The organism is Streptomyces sp. NBC_01217 (genome assembly GCF_035994185.1).
Classification (GTDB): Bacteria; Actinomycetota; Actinomycetes; order Streptomycetales; family Streptomycetaceae; genus Streptomyces.
Window position 1 is genome coordinate 3,542,348 of sequence record NZ_CP108538.1, and the last position, 20,391, is coordinate 3,562,738.

At 69.7% G+C, this 20,391-nt stretch carries 19 protein-coding genes; 6 read left to right on the forward strand and 13 right to left on the reverse strand.

All coding sequences use genetic code 11. The annotated features are described in order from the left end of the window. Positions 1 to 54 precede the first annotated feature (54 nt). On the reverse strand, positions 55 to 1,068 hold the full coding sequence (locus OG507_RS15510; protein ID WP_327367789.1) for a glycosyltransferase family 2 protein: 1,014 nt from the start codon (positions 1,066 to 1,068) through the stop codon (positions 55 to 57). Positions 1,069 to 1,249: 181 nt separating this feature from the next. Between OG507_RS15510 and OG507_RS15515 the strand changes: the two genes are divergently transcribed. Next, positions 1,250 to 2,710 (forward strand): LCP family protein, encoded by a 1,461-nt coding sequence (locus OG507_RS15515; protein WP_442810982.1) that lies wholly within the window; start codon positions 1,250 to 1,252, stop codon positions 2,708 to 2,710. A 19-nt stretch (positions 2,711 to 2,729) separates the two neighbouring features. On the opposite strand, the gene OG507_RS15520 is transcribed toward OG507_RS15515, so the two are convergent. Then, positions 2,730 to 3,278 (reverse strand): acyl-CoA thioesterase, encoded by a 549-nt coding sequence (locus tag OG507_RS15520; RefSeq protein WP_327367791.1) that lies wholly within the window; start codon positions 3,276 to 3,278, stop codon positions 2,730 to 2,732. A 119-nt stretch (positions 3,279 to 3,397) separates the two neighbouring features. On the opposite strand from OG507_RS15520, the gene OG507_RS15525 reads away from it, so the two are divergent. Beyond that, on the forward strand, positions 3,398 to 4,690 hold the full coding sequence (locus OG507_RS15525; protein ID WP_327367792.1) for an LCP family protein: 1,293 nt from the start codon (positions 3,398 to 3,400) through the stop codon (positions 4,688 to 4,690). Between the two features lie 112 nt (positions 4,691 to 4,802). Here OG507_RS15525 and OG507_RS15530 read toward each other — a convergent pair whose 3' ends face one another. The 3 genes from OG507_RS15530 to OG507_RS15540 form a co-directional block, all read right to left on the reverse strand. Continuing rightward, positions 4,803 to 5,285 (reverse strand): hypothetical protein, encoded by a 483-nt coding sequence (locus OG507_RS15530; RefSeq protein WP_327367793.1) that lies wholly within the window; start codon positions 5,283 to 5,285, stop codon positions 4,803 to 4,805. 44 nt (positions 5,286 to 5,329) lie between these two features. Continuing rightward, positions 5,330 to 6,340 carry a DUF5954 family protein gene (locus tag OG507_RS15535; RefSeq protein WP_327367794.1) on the reverse strand — a complete coding sequence of 337 codons (1,011 nt, stop codon included), beginning with the start codon at positions 6,338 to 6,340 and terminating at the stop codon, positions 5,330 to 5,332. A 126-nt stretch (positions 6,341 to 6,466) separates the two neighbouring features. Then, the gene (locus OG507_RS15540) at positions 6,467 to 7,624 is read right to left on the reverse strand and encodes an acyl-CoA dehydrogenase (protein ID WP_327371980.1); all 1,158 of its coding nucleotides are present in this window, start codon (positions 7,622 to 7,624) and stop codon (positions 6,467 to 6,469) included. 199 nt (positions 7,625 to 7,823) lie between these two features. Here OG507_RS15540 and OG507_RS15545 point away from each other — a divergent pair, with 199 nt between their 5' ends. Then, positions 7,824 to 9,167, forward strand: a complete 1,344-nt coding sequence (locus tag OG507_RS15545) for a UDP-glucose dehydrogenase family protein (protein ID WP_327367795.1) — start codon at positions 7,824 to 7,826, stop codon at positions 9,165 to 9,167. Between the two features lie 57 nt (positions 9,168 to 9,224). On the opposite strand, the gene OG507_RS15550 is transcribed toward OG507_RS15545, so the two are convergent. Further along, positions 9,225 to 9,737 (reverse strand): CGNR zinc finger domain-containing protein, encoded by a 513-nt coding sequence (locus OG507_RS15550; protein ID WP_327367796.1) that lies wholly within the window; start codon positions 9,735 to 9,737, stop codon positions 9,225 to 9,227. Between the two features lie 118 nt (positions 9,738 to 9,855). Between OG507_RS15550 and OG507_RS15555 the strand changes: the two genes are divergently transcribed. Continuing rightward, positions 9,856 to 10,218 (forward strand): VOC family protein, encoded by a 363-nt coding sequence (locus tag OG507_RS15555; protein ID WP_327367797.1) that lies wholly within the window; start codon positions 9,856 to 9,858, stop codon positions 10,216 to 10,218. Between the two features lie 49 nt (positions 10,219 to 10,267). Here the strand turns inward: OG507_RS15555 and OG507_RS15560 are convergent, their stop codons facing one another. From OG507_RS15560 to OG507_RS15570, 3 genes are read right to left on the reverse strand one after another with little or no spacing between them, the layout of a single operon-like run. Further along, on the reverse strand, positions 10,268 to 11,473 hold the full coding sequence (locus tag OG507_RS15560) for a dipeptidase (protein WP_327367798.1): 1,206 nt from the start codon (positions 11,471 to 11,473) through the stop codon (positions 10,268 to 10,270). A 6-nt stretch (positions 11,474 to 11,479) separates the two neighbouring features. Beyond that, positions 11,480 to 12,019, reverse strand: coding sequence for a 5-(carboxyamino)imidazole ribonucleotide mutase (gene purE, locus OG507_RS15565; RefSeq protein ID WP_327367799.1), 540 nt, complete (start codon positions 12,017 to 12,019; stop codon positions 11,480 to 11,482). Further along, on the reverse strand, positions 12,016 to 13,155 hold the full coding sequence (locus tag OG507_RS15570; protein WP_327367800.1) for a 5-(carboxyamino)imidazole ribonucleotide synthase: 1,140 nt from the start codon (positions 13,153 to 13,155) through the stop codon (positions 12,016 to 12,018). Before OG507_RS15570 ends, purE begins: the two co-directional genes overlap by 4 nt. A 174-nt stretch (positions 13,156 to 13,329) precedes the next feature. On the opposite strand from OG507_RS15570, the gene OG507_RS15575 reads away from it, so the two are divergent. Further along, positions 13,330 to 13,854, forward strand: a complete 525-nt coding sequence (locus tag OG507_RS15575; protein WP_327367801.1) for a GtrA family protein — start codon at positions 13,330 to 13,332, stop codon at positions 13,852 to 13,854. 19 nt (positions 13,855 to 13,873) lie between these two features. Here the strand turns inward: OG507_RS15575 and OG507_RS15580 are convergent, their stop codons facing one another. Further along, entirely contained in the window at positions 13,874 to 15,139 is a 1,266-nt protein-coding gene (locus OG507_RS15580; protein ID WP_327367802.1) for an ATP-binding protein, read from the reverse strand. Positions 15,140 to 15,154: 15 nt separating this feature from the next. After that, entirely contained in the window at positions 15,155 to 15,832 is a 678-nt protein-coding gene (locus OG507_RS15585; protein ID WP_327367803.1) for a response regulator transcription factor, read from the reverse strand. A 492-nt stretch (positions 15,833 to 16,324) separates the two neighbouring features. On the opposite strand from OG507_RS15585, the gene OG507_RS15590 reads away from it, so the two are divergent. Then, positions 16,325 to 17,815: an oligopeptide:H+ symporter gene (locus tag OG507_RS15590; RefSeq protein WP_327367804.1), complete on the forward strand. Its 1,491-nt coding sequence runs from the start codon at positions 16,325 to 16,327 to the stop codon at positions 17,813 to 17,815. A gap of 137 nt (positions 17,816 to 17,952) precedes the next feature. Here the strand turns inward: OG507_RS15590 and OG507_RS15595 are convergent, their stop codons facing one another. Continuing rightward, a complete protein-coding gene (locus OG507_RS15595; protein WP_327371981.1) occupies positions 17,953 to 19,284 on the reverse strand; it encodes a hypothetical protein in 1,332 nt (443 codons plus the stop codon). Positions 19,285 to 19,322: 38 nt separating this feature from the next. Then, positions 19,323 to 20,366 carry a hypothetical protein gene (locus OG507_RS15600; protein ID WP_327371982.1) on the reverse strand — a complete coding sequence of 348 codons (1,044 nt, stop codon included), beginning with the start codon at positions 20,364 to 20,366 and terminating at the stop codon, positions 19,323 to 19,325. Positions 20,367 to 20,391: the final 25 nt, after the last annotated feature.

Consider the following 20,391-nt stretch of genomic DNA (forward strand, 5'->3'; position numbering starts at 1 on the left):
AAGACAGTGGGGGCCTTCCGATGCGCCGGAAGGCCCCCACGCGGTTGTCGGCCGCTACACGGTGACGGCCGGGCGCCGGCTGGCGATGACCTTCTTCGCCAGCGAACGCGGGCTGGTCAGGAAGCCGTACCCCCACGCCATGTGCATGGTCGCGAGGGCCACCGGGATCTGTGCCCGCGCCTTCAGCGACAGGCCCTTGCCGGCGGGTACGGACCCGGCGACGATCGCCGCGGCGTATCCGGCGGGGACGACGAACGCCCATGGAGTGAGCGCCGCACCGAGCACGAGGCCCGCCGCGATCGCGCAGACGGCGGTGGGCGGAGCCAGGTAGCGCAGGTTGATCGAGCCGGAGTGGTAGCGGGCGACGACGTGCCGCCAGCGGCCGTAGTCCTTGTACTGCTTGGCGAGTGCCCTGATGGAGGGCCGCGGACGGTACTGCACCTTCAGCTCCGGTGAGAACCAGATCAGACCGCCCGCCTCGCGGATGCGGAAGTTCAGCTCCCAGTCCTGGGCGCGGATGAACTCCACGTTGTAGCCGTCGGCCTTCTCCAGGGCCTCCCGGCGAAAGACACCGAGATACACGGTCTCCGCCGGTCCTGCCTGGCCTCCGGTGTGGAAGGCCGCGTTGCCGACGCCGATCCTCGACGTCATGGCCGCGGCGACGGCGTCCTCCCAGGCGTTCTCGCCCTCGGCGTGCATGATGCCGCCGACGTTCTGCGCGCCGGTCTCCTCCAGGAGGCGGACGGCGGTCGCGATGTAGTTCGGCGAGAGCATGCCGTGACCGTCGACCCGCACGACTATGGGGTGGCTGGAAGCCTTGATCGCGGCGTTGAGGGCGGCCGGGGTGCGGCCGGTCGGGTTCGGGACGGTGTGGACCCGGGGGTCCTCCCGTACCAGCTCCGCGGCGATCTCGTCGGTACGGTCCGTGGAGGGGCCGAGCGCGATCACCACCTCCATCTCACCTGCGTACTCCTGCTCCAGGATGTGCCGGACGGAGTTCCTGAGATGACGTTCCTCATTGAGCACCGGCATGATCACGGAGACGGCGGGGTGCTGCGCGGCAGACATGGTGGTCCTCGGGTGGTCCTCGGGGGCGCCGGGGGTTCGCACCCCACCAGGCGGCGTTATTCGGCCGCCACGTTACCGCGAATGGGGGACACCGGCGCGCGCCGCCGGGCGGCTTCGCGGAGTGCAGATCGTATGGACCTACTGTGCGAATAATCCCCTTTGCACCACGGAGGTTCCCCCCGTGCCCACGCCGCACCCCTCCCCCCGTTCACCCCGCCACCGCCCGGTTCCGCCGCAGCGCAGGTCCAGAAGGCAGGACGAACGGCCACGCTGGGGAATGCGGGTGGTGACCGGTCTCTCCGTGCTGGTGCTCGGGGCAGGCGGGATCGGCCACGCGGTGGTGACCAGCCTGGAGACCGGGATCGACCGGGTCGACCCGTTCAAGGACATGAAGAACCGGCCCCGAGCCGGTCATGGCATGAATCTGCTGCTCGTGGGCACCGACGGCCGCGACAGGATCACCCGGGAGGAGAAGCGGAAATACCGGCTGGGCGGTGCGCCCTGCAACTGCACCGACACGGTCATGCTGGTGCATCTGTCGGCGGACAAGGAGCGCGCGAGCATCGTCTCGCTGCCGCGGGACAGCTACGCCGAGATTCCCGAGCACACGGACCGGACCACCGGCAAGGCGCACACCGCCCACCCGGTGAAGCTGAACGCCGCCTATGCCGAGGGCGGGCCCGGGCTGACCGTACGGACCGTCGAGCACATGACGGGCATCAAGATCGACCACTATCTGGAGGTCGACTTCACCAGCTTCATGAAGACGGTGGACACCCTGGGCGGGGTGCAGATCTGCACGGCCCGGCCGCTGAAGGACGCGTACACCGGTCTCGACCTCGCCGCGGGCACGCATGATCTGAACGGCGGGCAGGCGCTCCAGTTCGTGCGCTCCCGGCACATCGACGGGGCCTCCGACCTGGGGCGGATGCAGCGCCAGCAGAAATTCCTCGCCTCGCTGATCGAGCAGGCGACCCACAGCGGTGTGCTGCTGAACCCGGTGAAGTTCCGGGACCTCGCCTCGACGATGCTGAGCTCGGTCCGGGCCGACAAGGGATTCGGTACGGAGCAGATGCTGGAGCTCGGCCAGGCTATGCGCGGCTTCTCCCCCGCCTCGTCCGAGTTCACCTCCGTACCGCTGGCGAACGTCGCCTACCCGGTCAAGAAGATCGGCTCCACGGTCAGGTGGGACGAGGTGAAGTCGAAGAAGCTCTTCCAGGCGCTGCGCGACGACCGGCCGCTCGCCCCGGGGCGGCCCGAGCAGCCGAAGACCGTGAAGGTCGATGTCGCCCCGCGGCAGATCCGGGTCCAGGTCTACAACGGGACCCCGAAGGACGGGCTCGGCAGGACGGTCGACGACGGACTGCGCGCCACCGGTTTCGCCACCACGCGGGCCCCGCTGAACGGAGAGCCGCAGGATCTCAAGCGCACCCTGATCACCTACGACCCGCGCTGGGACCGCTCCGCGAAGGCCCTGGCCATCGCGTTGCCCGGGGCGGAGCTGCGGGCGGTGAACGGGCAGGGCGCCACGATGAAGGTGACGGCGGGCGCGGACTTCGAGAAGGTGCAGCGGGTAGGGGCCGAGGAGCCGCACCGGGGCGAGTTCGACGCGGTCAGGGGCGACCAGGTGGCCTGCCCGTGACCACGGGCGGGCGGGGGGCTCAGTCGTCGATGCCGTCCGCCACGCGCTTCTCCCGCAGTTCCTTGATCGCGCGGCGTCGGGCGAGGCGGTGGGTGCGCCGGATCTGCGCCTCCTCGTAGCGCCGCTTGTCGCGCTCCGTCTCCGGGATCACCTGCGGTACGGGGCGCGGCTTGCCGTCCGCGTCGACCGCGGCGAAGACCAGATACGCGCTGCCGACCTGCTGGGCGGGGGTGGATTCGTTCCAACGCTCGGCCATGACGCGCACGCCGACCTCCATGGAGGAGCGGCCGGTCCAGTTCACCTGGGCGCGGACGTGAACAAGGTCACCCACGCGGACCGGCTCCAGGAAGACCATCTCGTCCATCGAGGCCGTCACCGCGGGTCCGCCGGAGTGCCGGCCGGCCACGGCGCCCGCCGCGTCGTCGACCAGCTTCATGATCACGCCGCCGTGCACCGTGCCCAGCAGATTGGTGTCGTTGCCGGTCATGATGTGGCTGAGGGTGGTCCGGGAAGCGGCGGTCGGCTTGCCCGGAATGTCGCCCTCCGGACGCGGGGCCTGATCTGTCATACCGTCCACCTTATGCGGGGTCTTCCGTCCGACAGCAATGCATCAGCTTCGCAACAGCCCTGATGCGATTTCCCGTACACCCTGTGATAGCAGTACGCCCGGCCTGCACACTGGTCCGCATGAACGATTGGCCCGAGGGCTGGACCGACAACGACCGCGGCGGCAACCGCTACGGGCAGGGCAGCGACAGCGACCGGCCCGAGGGCGCCCGTGTGATGCCGCACGTCCAGCGGCGCCCCGCACCGCCTCAGCAGCGTCCCGCACCGCCGAGGCAGCGGCAGCCGGAGCCGCCGCAGTACGCCGGCGGCTACAACGACAGCGCAGGGTACGACAGCGGTTACAACACGGGCCACGTCTACGGCGGCGGCCAGGGCAACGGCCACGGTGGCGGCGACGGCCGGGGGGAGGGCGGTTACCCCCAGGGGCGCCCGGCGCCCGACTGGCGCCGCCGAATAAAGATAGGCGCGCTGTCCCTGGTCGTCGTGGTGCTCGCGGTCTCCATAGGCACCTACTTCTGGGCCGACTCCAAGCTCAAGCGCGAGGTGGACCTCTCCAAGGTCATCGAGCGGCCGGAGAGCGGCGACGGCACCAACTACCTGATCGTCGGTTCCGACAGCCGCGCGGGCATGACGGACGAGGACAAGAAGCGGCTGCACACCGGCTCCGCCGAGGGCAAGCGGACCGACTCGATGATGATCCTGCACGACGGGTCGAACGGCCCGACGCTGATCTCCCTGCCGCGTGACTCGAACGTCGAGATCCCCTCGTTCAAGGGCTCCGACTCCGGCAAGCTCTACCCGGGCCGTGGCCGCTTCACCAAGCTGAACGCCGCCTATGCCGAGGACGGTCCCGAACTCCTCGTCCGTACCGTCGAGTTCAACACCGGACTGCACATCGACCACTACGTCGAGATCGGCTTCGGCGGTTTCGCCCAGATCGTGGACGCGATCGGCGGGGTGGAACTCGACATCCCCAAGGCGTTCAAGGACAAGAACTCCGGCGCCGACTTCCAGGCCGGCAAGCAGACGCTGAACGGCGAGCAGTCGCTCGCCTTCGTGCGGACCCGGTACGCGTTCGCGGGCAGCGACCTGGACCGTACGAAGAACCAGCAGAAGTTCCTCGCGGCGCTGGCGAGCCAGACGGCGACGCCGTCCACGATCCTCAACCCGTTCAAGCTGTACCCGACGATGGGCGCCGGCCTGGACACCCTGATCGTGGACAAGGACATGTCGCTCTGGTCGCTGAGCCAGATGTTCTTCGCGATGAAGGGCGTCACGGGCGGCGACGGCACCTCGATGAACATGCCGATCTCGGGCTCCACCGGCGGCAATCTGGTCTGGGACAAGGCCAAGGTCAAGCAGCTGGTGGAACAGCTCAACAACGACGAGAAGGTCACCGTCTCCAGCAACTGACGGCGGAAACGACTGACAGCAGCCCACGCAGGGCCCGGACGGCGAACCGTCCGGGCCCTGCGTCAGTCGACCCCTCCCCGGATCCGCCGCCCGCTCGCCGCGTCGCCCGCGGTCATCGCCCGCCTACCGCGGGCCCCTGCGGCTCGACCTCGTCCAGGTCCTCGTACAGCGCGTCCAGAATCCGCCCTGTGGGCTCGCCCTGCGGCGAGAGCTCGGCCAGGCACCAGCCGGGCAGTTCCTGCTCGATCACGGGCGGCAGATCGCCGTCGGCCGGGTCGGCCAGTCCGTAGAGAAGGCCGAACGCGGTCTCCTTCGCCACCTCGCGGGCTATCTCCCCCAGATCGCCGGGGCTCAGACCGAGGGCCAGCGCCCGCTCGACGGCGCCACCGGCGAGCCCGTCCTTCCGGTAGGCCTCGACCCAGTCGGCGGCCGCCGAGCTCCACCCGTCGATGTCCTGCCAGACCATGCGCAGGAAGCGGTAGCGGGCGAGCTGCGGGATGTTCTCCTCGGCCTCGGAGTCGGCCCAGCCGACGGCGTCCTCGGCACCGAGCGCGGTGAACAGGTCGGTGAGCTTGTCGATGTCGATGTCGGTCATGGAAGGGGAAGGTACGCCACGGGCCACGAAGCCGCGGTGGTCGGCTATTCGTTGTGTTCGATGTTGCCCCACTCGTCCATCGTGGGGCGGATCTTCATGGGTTCCTGGACGTCGATGTCCGAGCGCCGTGGACCCTCCGGTCCCGCCGGCCCGATGCGCATCATCCGTTCGACCCGGACGATCTGGTAGCAACGCCCCCGTACCTCCAGCTCATTGGGCCTCAGCCGCTTCATGAACCCGTCCGCCGCCCGCGCGTACACGGCGGCCTCCCGCTCGTCGACCTCCCCGATCAGCGGCATGACCTCCTTCAGATAGTGGGCCAGTGAGCGCCGCGCGTCCTGCGGGGTGGGGTGCTGGCTCGACGCCATCGACCAGGACTTCTCCTTGCGCTCCATGACCCGGAAGACGACCGGTAGCAGCACCACACCGGGATGCGTCCGCAACGCCCTCTGCGAATCCGCCAGTACGTCGGGCGGGTAGCGGTCCGAGGTGTACGAGAGCGGCAGCAGGCCCACCCGGTCGAGCCCCTCCGTCAGCCCCACCGCCGCCGCGTGGTCGATGACGAAGCCCTTGGTGGTCGAGGGCGTGCGCGTCTGGACGTCCCAGCCCTCCGAGTCGACGTCGGTGGGCCTGGGCGGCTCCAGGCGGCCCCCGCTGCTCCTGGCGAACTCGTCGGCGCGCACGACGCGGTAACGCGTGTCGCCGACGGTCAGTTCGTTCAGCGGCTCGGTCTCCAGCCGGTGCACCGCGTCGAGCAGGACACGCCGCTCGCGGGGGTCGTCCGTGTCGTCCTTGGCCCTGAACCAGAGATGGGAGTTCAGCTCGTCGCGGGCGTCCTGCGGAAAGCCGGTGCCCATGTCGGTGATCAGCCGCCATCGCGGCCGCTCGCCGCGCCGCTGCTCGGCGATGCCGAAGAGCGGCCCCCGGAGCGCGATCCTCCCGTACGTCCGGGACGCGGCGAAGGCGTCCGCCTCGGTGACCAGGGACACCGGATCGTCCCGGTGCTCCACGTTGATCACGAGGTGATCCGGCGGTTTCTGAAGGTGATCGCCCATGCACCCAGTGTGCCGAGGCGCTCGGCGGAAGATGGGGGAAATATGGGAAACCGGTCATCCCCGCGCCGGTTGCCGACGCCGGAATGACCGGTTCTCTCGCTGCGTACCTCGGACCACGGGTGCCGGTTACGGCAGGTTGCGCGCCATGACGATGCGCTGGACCTGGTTCGTGCCCTCGTAGATCTGCGTGATCTTGGCGTCGCGCATCATCCGCTCCACCGGGTAGTCCCGCGTGTAGCCGTAGCCGCCGAGCAGCTGGACCGCGTCCGTGGTGATCTCCATCGCCACGTCGGAGGCGAAACACTTGGCCGCGGCGCCGAAGAAGGTGAGGTCGCTGTCTAGGCGCTCGGACTTGGCGGCGGCGGAGTAGGTGAGCTGACGGGCCGCCTCCAGCTTCATGGCCATGTCGGCGAGCATGAACTGGACGCCCTGGAAGTCGCCGATCGGCTTGCCGAACTGCTTGCGCTCCTGGACGTAGCCCTTGGCGTAGTCGAGGGCACCCTGGGCGATGCCGAGGGCCTGGGCCGCGATCGTGATGCGGGTGTGGTCCAGGGTCTTCATCGCGGTGGCGAAGCCGGTGCCCTCCTCGCCGATGATGCGGTCGGCGGGGATGCGGACGTTGTCGAAGTAGACCTCGCGGGTCGGGGAGCCCTTGATGCCGAGCTTCTTCTCCGGGGCGCCGAAGGAGACGCCCTCGTCCGACTTCTCGACGACGAAGGCCGAGATGCCCTTGGAACGCTTGGTCGGGTCGGTGACGGCCATGACCGTGTAGTACTCGGAGACGCCCGCGTTGGTGATCCAGCGCTTCACGCCGTTGAGCACCCAGAAGTCGCCGTCGCGCACGGCCCGGGTCTTCATGCCCGCAGCGTCGGAACCCGCGTCGGGCTCGGAGAGGCAGTACGAGAACATGCCGTCGCCCTTGGCGAGGGGGCCCAGGTACTTCTTCTTCAGGTCCTCGGAACCGGAGAGGATCACGGGCAGCGAGCCGAGTTTGTTCACGGCCGGGATGAGGGAGGAGGAGGCGCAGACACGGGCCACCTCCTCGATCACGATGACCGTGGCGAGGGCGTCGGCGCCCGCGCCGCCGTACTCGTCGGGGACGTGCACCGCCTGGAGGTCCGCGGCGGTCAGGGCGTCCAGCGCCTCCTGCGGGAAGCGCGCCTCCTCGTCGACCGCCGCCGCGTACGGGGCGATCTTCGCCTCGGCGAGCGCACGCACCGTCTCGCGAAGCATCTCGTGCTCCTCGGCCGGACGGTACAGGTCGAAATCGGTCGAACCCGCCAAGACGCTCACTCCCCAAAGATGCTAACTACCGTTAAGTAACCAGATTTTAGAGCGCCGCTCCCGCAATGGCCTATGCAATGCGCGCGTGAGCTTGGCGACAGGGGTGGCAGAAGCTGCACCGGCGGCAGGAATACGGGCCTCCGGGGGCACGACTATGCTCGTTCACCGCACGTCTGTCCGCATCTCCCAGGAGCACACCATGGCCCTCAGGATCACCGTGATCGGCACCGGCTACCTCGGCGCCACCCATGCAGCGGCCATGGCGGAACTGGGCTTCGAAGTACTCGGCCTCGATGTCGTGCCCGAGAAGATCGAGATGCTCGGCGCAGGCCGGGTCCCGATGTACGAGCCGGGCCTGGAGGAGCTGCTGCGGCAGCACGTCGAGGGCATCGAGGGGTCCACCGGGCGGCTGCGGTTCACCACTTCGTGGGAAGAGGTGGCGGCCTTCGGCGATGTGCACTTCGTCTGCGTGAACACCCCGCAGAAGCACGGCGAGTACGCCTGCGACATGAGCTACGTGGACAGCGCCTTCGAGTCGCTGGCGCCGCATCTGACCCGGCCCGTCCTGGTCGTCGGCAAGTCGACCGTGCCGGTGGGCTCGGCGGCCCGGCTCGCGGCGCGGCTGGCGGAGCTGGCACCGGCGGGCGCGGATGCGGAGCTGGCCTGGAACCCGGAGTTCCTGCGCGAGGGCTTCGCCGTGAAGGACACCCTGCAGCCCGACCGGATCGTCGTCGGTGTGGCGAGCGAGCGGTCCGAGAAGCTGCTGCGCGAGGTGTACGCGATTCCGGTCGCGGACGGGTCGCCCTTCGTGGTGACGGACTTCCCGACCGCCGAGCTGGTGAAGACCGCGGCCAATTCCTTCCTGGCCACGAAGATCTCGTTCATCAACGCCATGGCGGAGGTCTGCGAGGCCGCCGACGGCGATGTGAAGAAGCTGGCCGAGGCGATCGGGCACGACGAGCGGATCGGCAGCAAGTTCCTGCGGGCCGGGATCGGCTTCGGCGGCGGCTGTCTGCCCAAGGACATCCGGGCCTTCATGGCGCGCGCCGGTGAGCTGGGCGCGGACCAGGCGCTGACCTTCCTGCGCGAGGTCGACTCGATCAACATGCGGCGCCGCGGCCACATGGTGGAGCTGGCCCGGGAGGCCGTGGGCGGCGATTCGTTCCTCGGCAAGCGGGTGGCGGTCCTCGGCGCGACGTTCAAGCCGGACTCGGACGACGTACGGGACTCGCCCGCGCTGAACGTGGCCGGGCAGATCCATCTCCAGGGCGGTCAGGTCACGGTCTTCGACCCGAAGGGCATGGACAACGCCCGGCGCCTCTTCCCGACGCTCGGTTACGCCGACTCGGCGCTGGACGCGGTGCGCGGCGCGGATGTGGTGCTGCATCTGACGGAGTGGCGCGAGTTCCGCGAGCTGGACCCGGCGGCGCTCGGCGAGGTCGCCTCCCGCCGGATCATCCTGGACGGCCGCAACGCCCTGGACAGCGGGCTGTGGCGCGAGGCCGGCTGGACGTACCGGGCGATGGGCCGCCCGAAGGCCTGACACGTCCGGTCCGCGCAAAAACCCTGACCGGCAAACAGCCCCACCCCGGCGGAAGCCCTAGCCGCGCTTGGCGCGGTAGGTGCGCATCTTGGCGCGGGCGCCGCACACCGACATGGAGCACCAGCGGCGGCGCCCCGCCGGGCTGCGGTCGTAATAGGCCCACTGGCAGTCCTCGGCCTCGCACGCCTTGAGCCGGGACCAGGTGCCATCGGCCGCCGCGGTGGCGATGGCTGCCGCGACGCGGGCGGTCAGGCCGGCCGGTTCGGCCGCGGGCCGCAGCGCGGCGGCGCCCGCCGCGTCCACGGTGACGCGCAGGGGCGCTTCGGCGAGGAGCCGGTCGAGCGGGGGCGCCGCGGCGCCGTCCGGCGGGCGGTGTCCGGCATGGGCGAGGCAGGCGCTGCGGAGCGCCTCGCGCAGGACGCGGGCGTCCGGGACGTCCGGCTCGGTGAGAGAGAAGGCGGCGCGCCCCTCCACCGTGTCGAGGGTGTCCGCACCGGTCTCGATGTTCAGTGTGTTGACCAGGTCCTCGATCAGCGCGAGTCCACCGGGCGCGGAATCCTTCGCGTTCATGGTTGCGACGTTACCTCCAATACGGGAGCATGCAGTAACGGTTACCCGTTGAGTGGATCTAGCGGTAACCGCCTCTGCCCGAAGGTCCGAAGGTCCGAAGTCCGTAGGAGGATGTGTCATGGCTGTCGCCACACTGGGTGCCGTCGTCGTGGACTGCCCCGATCCCGCCGCGCTCGCCGGTTTCTACGCCGGGCTGCTCGGCGGGAAGGTCGTGCAGGACGGCGAGGGCTGGGCGGAGCTGATCGAGGCCACGAACACCCTGCTCGCGTTCCAGGCCGCGCCCGGCTTCGTACCGCCGCAGTGGCCGCGTCCGGACGGCTCGCAGCAGTTCCATCTGGATCTGACCGTGCCGGATCTGGACGCGGCGGAGCGGGAGGTTCTTGCGCTGGGTGCGACCGTGCTGGACGCGGAGGACCGGAAGCGGAGTTTCCGGGTGTACGCGGATCCTGCGGGGCATCCGTTCTGTCTGTGCGCGTCTTAGGTACCGGGAGCGTGGCGGTCACCGGGGGCGCCCGGTGACCACTCCGTCCTCAATCGCCGGACGGGCCCGAGGGGGCGTCCAGCTGTTCGAGCGTGGCGTGGGACGGGGCCCGGTGCGTGCTCAGTTCGCGGGCGACGTCCTCCGCGTCGCGCAGCACCCGTACCGCGTTCTGCCAGGTCAGCTTGGCGAGATCGGCGCCGGACCAGCCGCGGCCGAGCAGCTCCGCGATCAGATTCGGGTAGCCCGCGACGTCCTGGAGGCCCTCCGGGAGGAAGGCGGTGCCGTCGTAGTCGCCGCCGATGCCGATGTGGTCGATCCCGGCGACCTCGCGCATGTGGTCGAGATGGTCGGCGATCGTCGCCACGGTGGCCATCGGGCGCGGGTTGGCCGCTTCGAAGGCGGCGTGGATCTTCATGGCCTGCGCCGTGGTGTCGAGGTGGTGCAGGCCGTGGGCGCGCATGTTCTCGTCCGCGGCGTGGGTCCAGGCGACGGCCGCCGGAAGGACGAACTTCGGCACGAAGGTCGCCATCGCGATGCCGCCGTTGGCCGGGAGCCGGCCGAGGACGTCGTCGGGGATGTTGCGCGGGTGGTCGCAGATCGCGCGTGACGAGGAGTGCGAGAAGACCACCGGCGCGGTGGAGGTGTCGAGCGCGTCGCGCATCGTGGTGGCCGCCACGTGGGAGAGGTCGACCAGCATGCCGGTGCGGTTCATCTCCCGTACGACCTCGTGGCCGAAGGGCGAGAGACCGCCTACGCCCGGTTCGTCGGTCGCCGAGTCCGCCCACGCGATGTTGTCGTTGTGTGTGAGCGTCATGTAGCGGACGCCCAGGGTGTGCAGGGCGCGCAGGGTGCCCAGCGAGTTGTTGATGGAGTGGCCGCCCTCGGCGCCCATCAGAGAGGCGATACGGCCCTCGGCGCGGGCCGCCTCCATGTCGTCGGCGGTCAGGGCGCGCCGCAGGTCCGCGGGGTAGCGCTCCAGCAGCTCGGTGACCACGTCGATCTGTTCGAGGGTGGCGCTGACCGCCGCGTCGCCCGCGAGGTCGGACCGTACGTAAACGGACCAGAACTGCGCGCCGACGCCGCCCGCGCGCAGCCGCGGAATGTCGGTGTGCAGATGGCCGGACTGGTCGGTGGCGATGTCACGGGCGTCGAGGTCGTAGCCGACCTGTTCGCGCAGCGCCCACGGCAGGTCGTTGTGGCCGTCGACGACGGGGTATTCGGCGAGGAGTTCCCTCGCCCGCTCCAGCTGCTCCACGGCCGCCTACTTCCCGAAGCCGAAGGAGTCGGCGCCCTCGACCTTGCTGCGGAGCCGCTTGCCCTTCTCCGTCGCCAGGTCGTTCAGCTCCTGCAGGAACTCGTTCATACGGCCCTGAAGGTCGGTGTCGTGGGCGGCGAGGATGCGCGCGGCGAGCAGGCCCGCGTTGCGCGCGCCGCCGACCGAGACGGTGGCGACGGGGATTCCGGCGGGCATCTGCACGATGGAGAGCAGGCTGTCCATGCCGTCGAGGTACTTCAGCGGGACCGGGACGCCGATGACCGGCAGCGGGGTGACCGAGGCGAGCATGCCGGGCAGGTGGGCGGCGCCGCCCGCGCCCGCGATGATCGCCCTGAGGCCGCGGTCCGCCGCCTGCTCGCCGTACGCGATCATCTCGCGCGGCATGCGGTGGGCGGAGACGACGTCGACCTCGTAGGGGATCTCGAACTCGGCGAGGGCCTTGGCCGCCGCTTCCATGACGGGCCAGTCGGAGTCCGAGCCCATGACGATGCCGACGAGGGGCGCGGCGGTGGCAGGGGAGGTCATTCGGTGATCGTTCCTCTGAGGTAGTCAGCTGCATGACGGGCCCGGTCTCGCACGTCCGCCAGGTCGTCGCCGTAGGTGTTGACGTGTCCGACCTTGCGGCCCGGCTTCACGTCCTTGCCGTACATGTGGATCTTGAGCTGCGGGTCGCGGGCCATGCAGTGCAGATACGCCTGGTACATGTCCGGGTAGTCGCCGCCGAGGACGTTCGACATGACCGTCCAGGTGGCGCGCGGGCGCGGGTCGCCGAGCGGCAGGTCCAGGATGGCCCGGACGTGGTTGGCGAACTGCGAGGTGATCGCGCCGTCCTGGGTCCAGTGCCCGGAGTTGTGCGGACGCATTGCCAGCTCGTTGACCAGGATGTGTCCGTCACGCGTCTCGAAGAGCTCGACGGCGAGGTGGCCGACGACGCCCAGCTCGGCGGCGATGCGGAGGGCGAGCTGCTGGGCCTCGCCCGCGAGCCGCTCGTCCAGCTCCGGGGCCGGGGCGATGACCGTGTCGCAGACCCCGTCGACCTGGATCGACTCGACGACCGGGTAGGCGACGGCCTGGCCGTGCGGCGAGCGGACGATGTTGGCCGCCAGCTCCCGTACGAAGTCGACCTTCTCCTCGGCGAGGACCTGGACACCGGCCAGGAAGGGGTCGGCCGCGTCCGCCTCGGAGCGGACCACCCAGACGCCCTTGCCGTCGTAGCCGCCGCGGACCGTCTTGAGGACGACGGGGAAGCCCCCGACCTCCTGCGCGAAGGCCACGACGTCGGCCGGGTCCTCCACGACGCGGTGACGGGGGCAGGGCGCGCCGACCTCGGTGAGCTTCGCGCGCATCACCCCCTTGTCCTGGGCGTGCACCAGCGCATCGGGTCCCGGGCGCACGGGAATGCCGTCCGCCTCCAGGGCCCGCAGGTGTTCGGTCGGTACGTGCTCGTGATCGAAGGTGATCACGTCACAGCCGCGCGCGAAGGCACGCAGCGTGTCCAGGTCGCGATAGTCGCCGACGACGACTTCGCTCACCACCTGGGCCGCCGAGTCCTGGGGGGTGTCACTGAGGAGCTTGAACTTGATGCCGAGGGGGATGCCCGCCTCGTGGGTCATACGGGCGAGCTGACCGCCGCCGACCATGCCGACTACCGGGAACGTCACTCCTCCAGGGTATCCGGCGCCCCGGGGGTCGCCCGACGAAGCCCTGTGCCCGCCCCGGCCTGCGGGGTGCGTCACAGCATCGCCACACCTGCCGGCTCATCCACGGGTGGCCCCTGGACGGGCTGGTTAGCATGGCTGGACCGACGTAACCGACAGACGGGCTGAGCGATCACCATGAGCGAACGGGGCGCACTGCGGACCCGGCTGGATCTGCTGGCCCGGGAGGTCGCCAAGTTCGGCGCGGTCGGCGCACTCGGCCTGGTCGTCAATATCGCGGTATCCAACCTGCTCTGGCGCACCACGGACCTCCAGGTGGTGCGTGCAGGCCTGCTGGCCACGCTCGTCGCCATCCTCTTCAATTACGTCGGCTTCCGCTACTGGACGTACCGGGACCGCGACAAGAGCGGCCGGACCCGGGAGCTGACGCTGTTCCTGCTGTTCAGCGCGGTGGGCGCGGTCATCGAGACGGGTGTGCTGTACGCGGCGACGTACGGGTTCGGGTGGAACAGCCCGGTCCAGAGCAATGTCTTCAAGATCCTCGGCATCGGTATCGCGACGCTGTTCCGCTTCTGGTCCTACCGGACGTGGGTGTTCAAGGCGCTGCCCGCGAAGGAGACCGTGCTGAGCGCGGAGGGGTTCCTGAAGCAGGGGCGTACGGAGCAGGTGCCGCGGGTCGAGGCCGATTCGGTGCGGCCGTAGCACCGCTCGCCGCGTCCGCTCAGCGCACCGGGCGTTCCGGTTCCTGTCTCTTCAGGGCCACCCGGCTGAGGAAGAGGGCGAAGACCGCCGGCTGCTGCTGGAGCAGTTCGAGACGGCCGCCGTCCGCCTCCGCGAGGTCCCTGGCCACCGCGAGGCCGATACCGGTGGAGTTGCGGCCGCTGATCGTCCGCTCGAAGATCCGGGCACCGAGGTCGGGCGGCACGCCCGGGCCCTCGTCCGTGACCTCGATCACCGCCTGATTGCCGGTGACCCGGGTGCGCAGCGCGACCGTACCGCCGCCGTGCATCAGTGAGTTCTCGATCAGTGCGGCCAGCACCTGGGCGACCGCGCCGGGTGTGCCGACGGCCCGCAGCCCCTGCTTCCCGGAGCGGACGATGGCGCGGCCCTCGCCCCGGTAGGCCGGGCGCCACTCCTCGATCTGCTGCTTGACGACCTCGTCGAGGTCGAAGACGACGGCGGAGCCGGTACGCGGATCGCGGGCGTTGGTCAGCAGCCGCTCCACCACGTCGGTGAGCCGCTCGACCTGGGTGAGGGCGAAGTTCGCCTCCTCCTTCACCGTGTCCGGGTCGTCGGTGACGGAGATCTCCTCGATCCGCATGGAGAGCGCGGTCAGCGGCGTACGGAGCTGGTGCGAGGCGTCGGCGGCCAGCCGGCGTTCCGCGGTCAGCATCCGGGCGATCCGTTCGGCGGAGGAGTCCAGGACGTCGGCGACCCGGTCCAGTTCCGGTACTCCGTACCGCTTGTGGCGCGGGCGCGGGTCGCCGGAGCCCAGGCGCTCGGCGGTCTCGGCGAGGTCGGTCAGCGGCGAGGTCAGCTTGTTGGCCTGGCGTACGGCGAGGAGCACGGCGGAGACGATGGCCAGCAGCGCCACCGCGCCGATGATCATCAGGGTGCGGCCGACCTCACGGGTGACGGCGGAGCTGGACTCCTCGACGGTGACGCGCTCACCCTGCTCCCCCTCGGCCGTGCTCCTGATCACACTGCCGGTGGGGCGCGTACCGACTTCGATGGGGGCGCGTCCGGGGATCGTGACCAGGGCGTAGCGCTTGCTGGAGATCTGCTCGGCCAGCAGCGCGGGGTTGATCCGCTCGGCCCCCAGGAGCCGGCTCTCGACCACGCTGATCAGCCGCAGCGCCTCGGAGTCGACGCTCTCCTGGGCGCTGTTGCTGATGGTGCGGCTCTCGACGATGACGAGGGAGACGCCGAAGACGGCGATCACCACGAGCACCACGGCGAGCGTGGAGTTGATCAGTCTGCGGCGCATGGGTGTTTCTGTACGTCAGCTCTTCTCGAAGCGGAAGCCGACGCCCCGTACGGTCGCGATGTAGCGGGGATTGGCCGCGTCGTCACCGAGCTTCTTGCGGAGCCAGGAGATGTGCATGTCGAGGGTCTTGGTCGACGACCACCAGGTGGTGTCCCAGACCTCGCGCATCAACTGGTCCCGGGTGACGACCCGGCCCGCGTCGCGGACCAGGACCCGCAGCAGGTCGAATTCCTTGGCGGTGAGCTGGAGTTCCTCGTCGCCCATCCACGCCCGGTGCGATTCGACGTCGATCCTGACGCCGTGGGTGGCGGGCTGCGGGGCGGGCTCGGTGGCGCCGCGGCGCAGCAGGGCCCGGACGCGGGCGAGCAGTTCGGCCAGGCGGAAGGGCTTGGTGACGTAGTCGTCGGCGCCCGCGTCCAGGCCGACGACGGTGTCCACCTCGTCGGCACGGGCGGTCAGCACCAGGATCGGCACGGTGTGGCCTTCGGCACGGAGCCTGCGGGCGACTTCGAGGCCGTCCATCCCGGGCAGGCCCAGGTCGAGTACGACCAGGTCGATCCCGCCCTGGAGGCCGGCGTCGAGAGCGGTCGGACCGTCTTCGCGGACCTCGACCTCGTAACCCTCCCGACGCAGTGCGCGGGCCAGTGGCTCCGAGATGGATGCGTCGTCCTCGGCGAGCAGTACACGGGTCATGGAGTGATGGTAGTCCGCGCGGGGCGCCTGCCGTGAGGTGATCCAAAAGGCCTGCGGGTCCGTGAGGAAATCGGAGAAATGCCTTCGAATATGGGAGTGTGATTCCAGTGCCGCCTGTGATCCATCTCTCAAGTGCATTTATTTCCGACTGAGTCATGTCGTATGGTGGCTCGACGCCTGTTGCACTACTCAAGGACCCTTGGGCAGCTTTTAGCGCCGAGGGTCTCTTTTGTTCTGCCGGCTGGTTCCCGCCAGTCGTGAATTCAGTGAATGACCTGTGGCCGGGCCCGGAGCGTGAGGATGCGCACCGGGCGTGGATCCCGATGCGGTCGGTCCCCCGTCTCCTCCGGTCGGCTCCTCGATGAGTCCGGCGGTCGGGACGAATCCCCTGTCAGGCGTGGGGGTGGGGCGTGACCGCGCCGGTGCCGGCCTCCCCCCACCGGGCGCGTAACGCTCACGAGGCACCGCGTCCCGAGCACCCAAGGATCGACCATGGCGTCCAGCCTGACGAAGGACTCGGCCGGCACTTCCGGCTCCGAGAAGACCTTCTTCGGCCACCCCCGCGGCCTGGCCACTCTCTTCATGACCGAGATGTGGGAGCGCTTCAGCTACTACGGCATGAGGGCCCTGCTTCCCCTCTACCTGATCGCCCCCAACGGGCTTCACATGAACCCGGCCACGGCCACGGCGATCTACTCGGTCTACGTGTCGCTGGTCTACCTGCTCGCCATGCCCGGCGGCTGGTTCGGTGACCGTGTCTGGGGTCCGCGCAAGACCGTCGCCGTCGCCGGCGTCGTCATCATGCTCGGCCACCTGACGCTGGCGCTGCCCACGCAGGGCACCTTCTTCGCCGGACTCGGACTGGTCGCCATCGGCTCCGGTCTGCTGAAGTCCAACATCTCGACGATGGTCGGCCAGCTCTACGACGGCCCGGACGACCCGCGCCGCGACGGCGGCTTCACGATCTTCTACATGGGCATCAACATCGGTGCCTTCGCGGCGCCGCTGATCATCGGCACCGTCGGTGAGAACGTCAACTGGCACCTGGGCTTCGCCCTCGCCGCGCTCGGCATGGGCCTGGGTCTCGCCCAGTTCATGATGGGCACCCGCCACCTGAACGAGCGCAGCCTGGTCGTCCCGAAGCCGCTGTCGCACGTCGAGCGGACGAGCACGCTGCGCAAGGCCATGATCTGGATGGCCGTCGCCGCGGTCTTCTACATCGTCACCGTGGTCACCGGCGTCTACACGCTCAACTGGATCCTGGTCCCGATCACCGTCGCGGGTCTGATCATTCCGATCGTGGTCCTGGCGCGCATCAAGCGCGACAAGGAGCTCAGCGCCACCGAGCAGTCGAAGATGTCCGGCTACATCTGGTTCTTCGTCGCCGCCGCCATCTTCTGGATGATCTACGACCAGGGCGGTTCGACCCTCGCGATCTTCGCCGACTCCTCGGCCGACAACAGCGTCCTCGGGTGGGACTTCCCGGTCTCCTGGTACCAGTCGGTCAACCCGGTCCTGATCATGGCGCTGGCCCCGGTCTTCGCCGCCTTCTGGCTGTCGCTGAACCGGCGCGGCAAGGAGCCCAGCACCATCGTGAAGTTCAGCTCCGGCCTGGTGCTGGTCGGTGCGTCGTTCTTCCTCTTCCTGATGCCGCTGACGATCGCCTCGGACGGCCACAAGGCCGCCGCGATGTGGCTGGTCGCGATCTACTTCGTCCAGACGGTCGCCGAGCTGACGCTGTCCCCGGTGGGTCTCTCCGTCACCACGAAGATGGCCCCGGCCAAGTACGCCAGTCAGATGATGGGTGTCTGGTTCCTGGCAGTCACCGCCGGTGACTGCACCACGGGTCTGCTCTCCATCGCGGGTGTCGACCTCAACGGCACCGGTGTGGTCGCGCTGCAGGCCGCCCTCGCGGTGGCCGCGGGTGTCGCGATCTTCATGTACCGCGGCAAGGTCAAGCAGCTCATGGGCGACGTGCACTGACGCACCCGCCCCTGCTGTACGGAGGGCCGCCGCACCGGGATTCCGGTGCGGCGGCCCTCCGCTCTTTCCGTACCTCTACGTGTATCCGTACCTCTACGTGTATCCGTACCTCCGCGTGTTTCCGTACGGAGCTCGGCTCACCTGGTGCCGCGCAGCCTGCGCCACGGGGTGAAGGTGAACACGGCGCCGCCCAGCAGGATCGTCGTCCCCGCGACCAGGCCGAGGGCGTGCAGGGTGCCGTTGTCCCCGGCCCCGGTGGCGGCCAGTCCGCCGCCGGAGTCCGTACCGCCGGAGTCCGTACCGCCGCCGCTCGTGGCCCCGCCCGCGTCCGAGCCGCCGACGGCCCCGCCGGGCTGGGCCGAGGTGTCGAGCTCCAGGGAGACCCCGACACCGGCGGGCGGAGTGCAGGTCGTCGTCGTGCCGAGCGCCATGACGGTCAGTACGCCCGGGCTGAGGGTGGACGTGCCGCTCGCGCCCGGCTTGTACGTACCCGTGAGATCGGGGATCTCGATCGGGGCGCCGGATTTGATGGGCTCCTTGTTGGCGGGACCCTCGACATGGACCGTGCCCTTGTCGGCTCCGCCCAGCTCGACCTCCATGGAGGGCTTCACCGAATCGGCAGGAATGTCGGCGGGGCTGTCCATGACCGACTTGCTGAACTTCACCGTGAGGTCGAAGCCGCCGCCGTTCTTCTTCGCGTTGATCTGCACCGGGGAGGTGGCGTTCTTGTCGCCGATCGGCGTCTTGCAGGCGTACGCGACGGACACCTCCTTGCCCTCGAAGTCGGTCTGACCACCGCCGCCACCGGTTGCCCCACCGCTCGACCCGGCGGTGGTGCCGCCGGAGTCGATACCGCCGGCCGTCGTACCTGCCGTGGTGCCGCCGTCGGCGGTCGAACCACCCGTGGTGGTCGTACCGCCTGCGGTGGTGGAGCCGCTCGTCGTGCCGCCCGCCGTACCGCCGCCGCCGTCCGTGACCTTGATGGTCGCGCCCGGCTGGACGGTCTCCTTCGGGGAGCACTTGGTGTCCGTGGAGATCGGCTTGGAGACGTTGATGTTGTACGCGTCCGGCGTCAGCGTGATCTCACCAGCCTTCTCCAGCTTCAGCGTGCCCTTCATGTCGGGCAGCACCATGGGGCTGTTCTTGGGGATCGGCGGGTTCTGCCGGGGCCCTTCCATCGACAGATCGCCACTGGCCGCGCCGCCCACCTTGATCGTGCCGGTCGGCTTGACCGTGTCCTTCTCCAGGTCGAGTACGTCGGGGTTGTCGGAGGCGGCCGCGACCGTCTTCCACACCACCTCGACGGTGTCCCCGACCTTCGCCTCGGCAGGCGCGGTCAACTGCGCCTTTGTCGTGCCCTGCACGGGCGGCAGTCCCGAGATGGACGGCGGAATGCACTCCGTCCTGTACGAGATCTCCGCGGCCTGTGCCGGGCTCGCGGCCAGCAGCATGCCCGCGCCGCCGAGCATCATCGCGACTCCCGCCGCGACCGTCCTGCGTTGCGTACTCACGAATGTCCCTTCGTCGTCGGTCTGTTCTCTGGCGGTGCGGAATCCGGTGTGAACCACGGCAGCGTGGCGGTGGTGACGGTCGGGGCCGGGGGACTCACGGCGGGCTCGGGCGCGCGGCGCAGCCTGGGGAGCTTCGCGCTCGCATCGGCCGGTTGCGGATGGCGGTGGCGCCCGGCGCGGACAGGAGTGCGCGAGCTGCGGGGGCGTACCTTGTCGACGATCGCCATGCCGATCCGGAACACGGCGGCCGGTACGACGACACACAGCAGGATCCAGAAGAGGGTGACACCCCAGGGGCGGCCGACCCCCCACGGCTGCTCGGCCAGCACCTTGCCGCCGTACTTCAGCGAGACCTGGTAGCCGCCGTGGGCGCCCGCCGTGAGTTCGACCGGCAGCTTGATCTGCGCCTTGCGGCCGGACTCGATGGTGCCGCGCCACTGCCGCTCCTCCCACTGCGGGGCGAAGACGCCGTGCGCGGTGCCGACCTGGAAGACCGGGTCCTTGACGGGGGCGGAGCCGAGGTTGCCCACGGTGAAGACCAGGTGCCGGGCGGGCGGGGCGCCGAACCAGGTGAGGATTCCGCTGTCGCCCTCCAGCCGGGTGGTGGCCAGCACCGCGAGCCTGCCGCCCTCGGTCTCCTCGGGCAGTGCGGCGACCGGGTGTCCGGCGACGACGAACACGGCGTCGGTGAGGACCTGTTCCCCGGTGACGGTGGCGACATGCACCACGCAGGGGCAGGGCACGGGCGGCTCGGCGACCGGCATCTTCTTGCTGAAGCCGCCGTCGGCGCCGGTGGTGACGGCGCGGCCCTCGGCGTTGGCACAGGAGTTGGTGCCGCCGATCACCCCGCGATCCGGCGTGGACCGTCCGCAGATCAGCATCATCAACAGCGTGTCCGGACGCCAGCCGCTGCCCTTGACGGTGATCTCACCGCCCTTGCCCGCCTGCTGCTCGGAGAGGGTGACGACGGGCTTCGTGTCCGCGGCTCTTACGCCCCGCGCATGTGCACCCGCCGCGTCGGCGCCGGTCGCGGACACCATCAGCAGGGCGGTCAGCAGTGTGCCG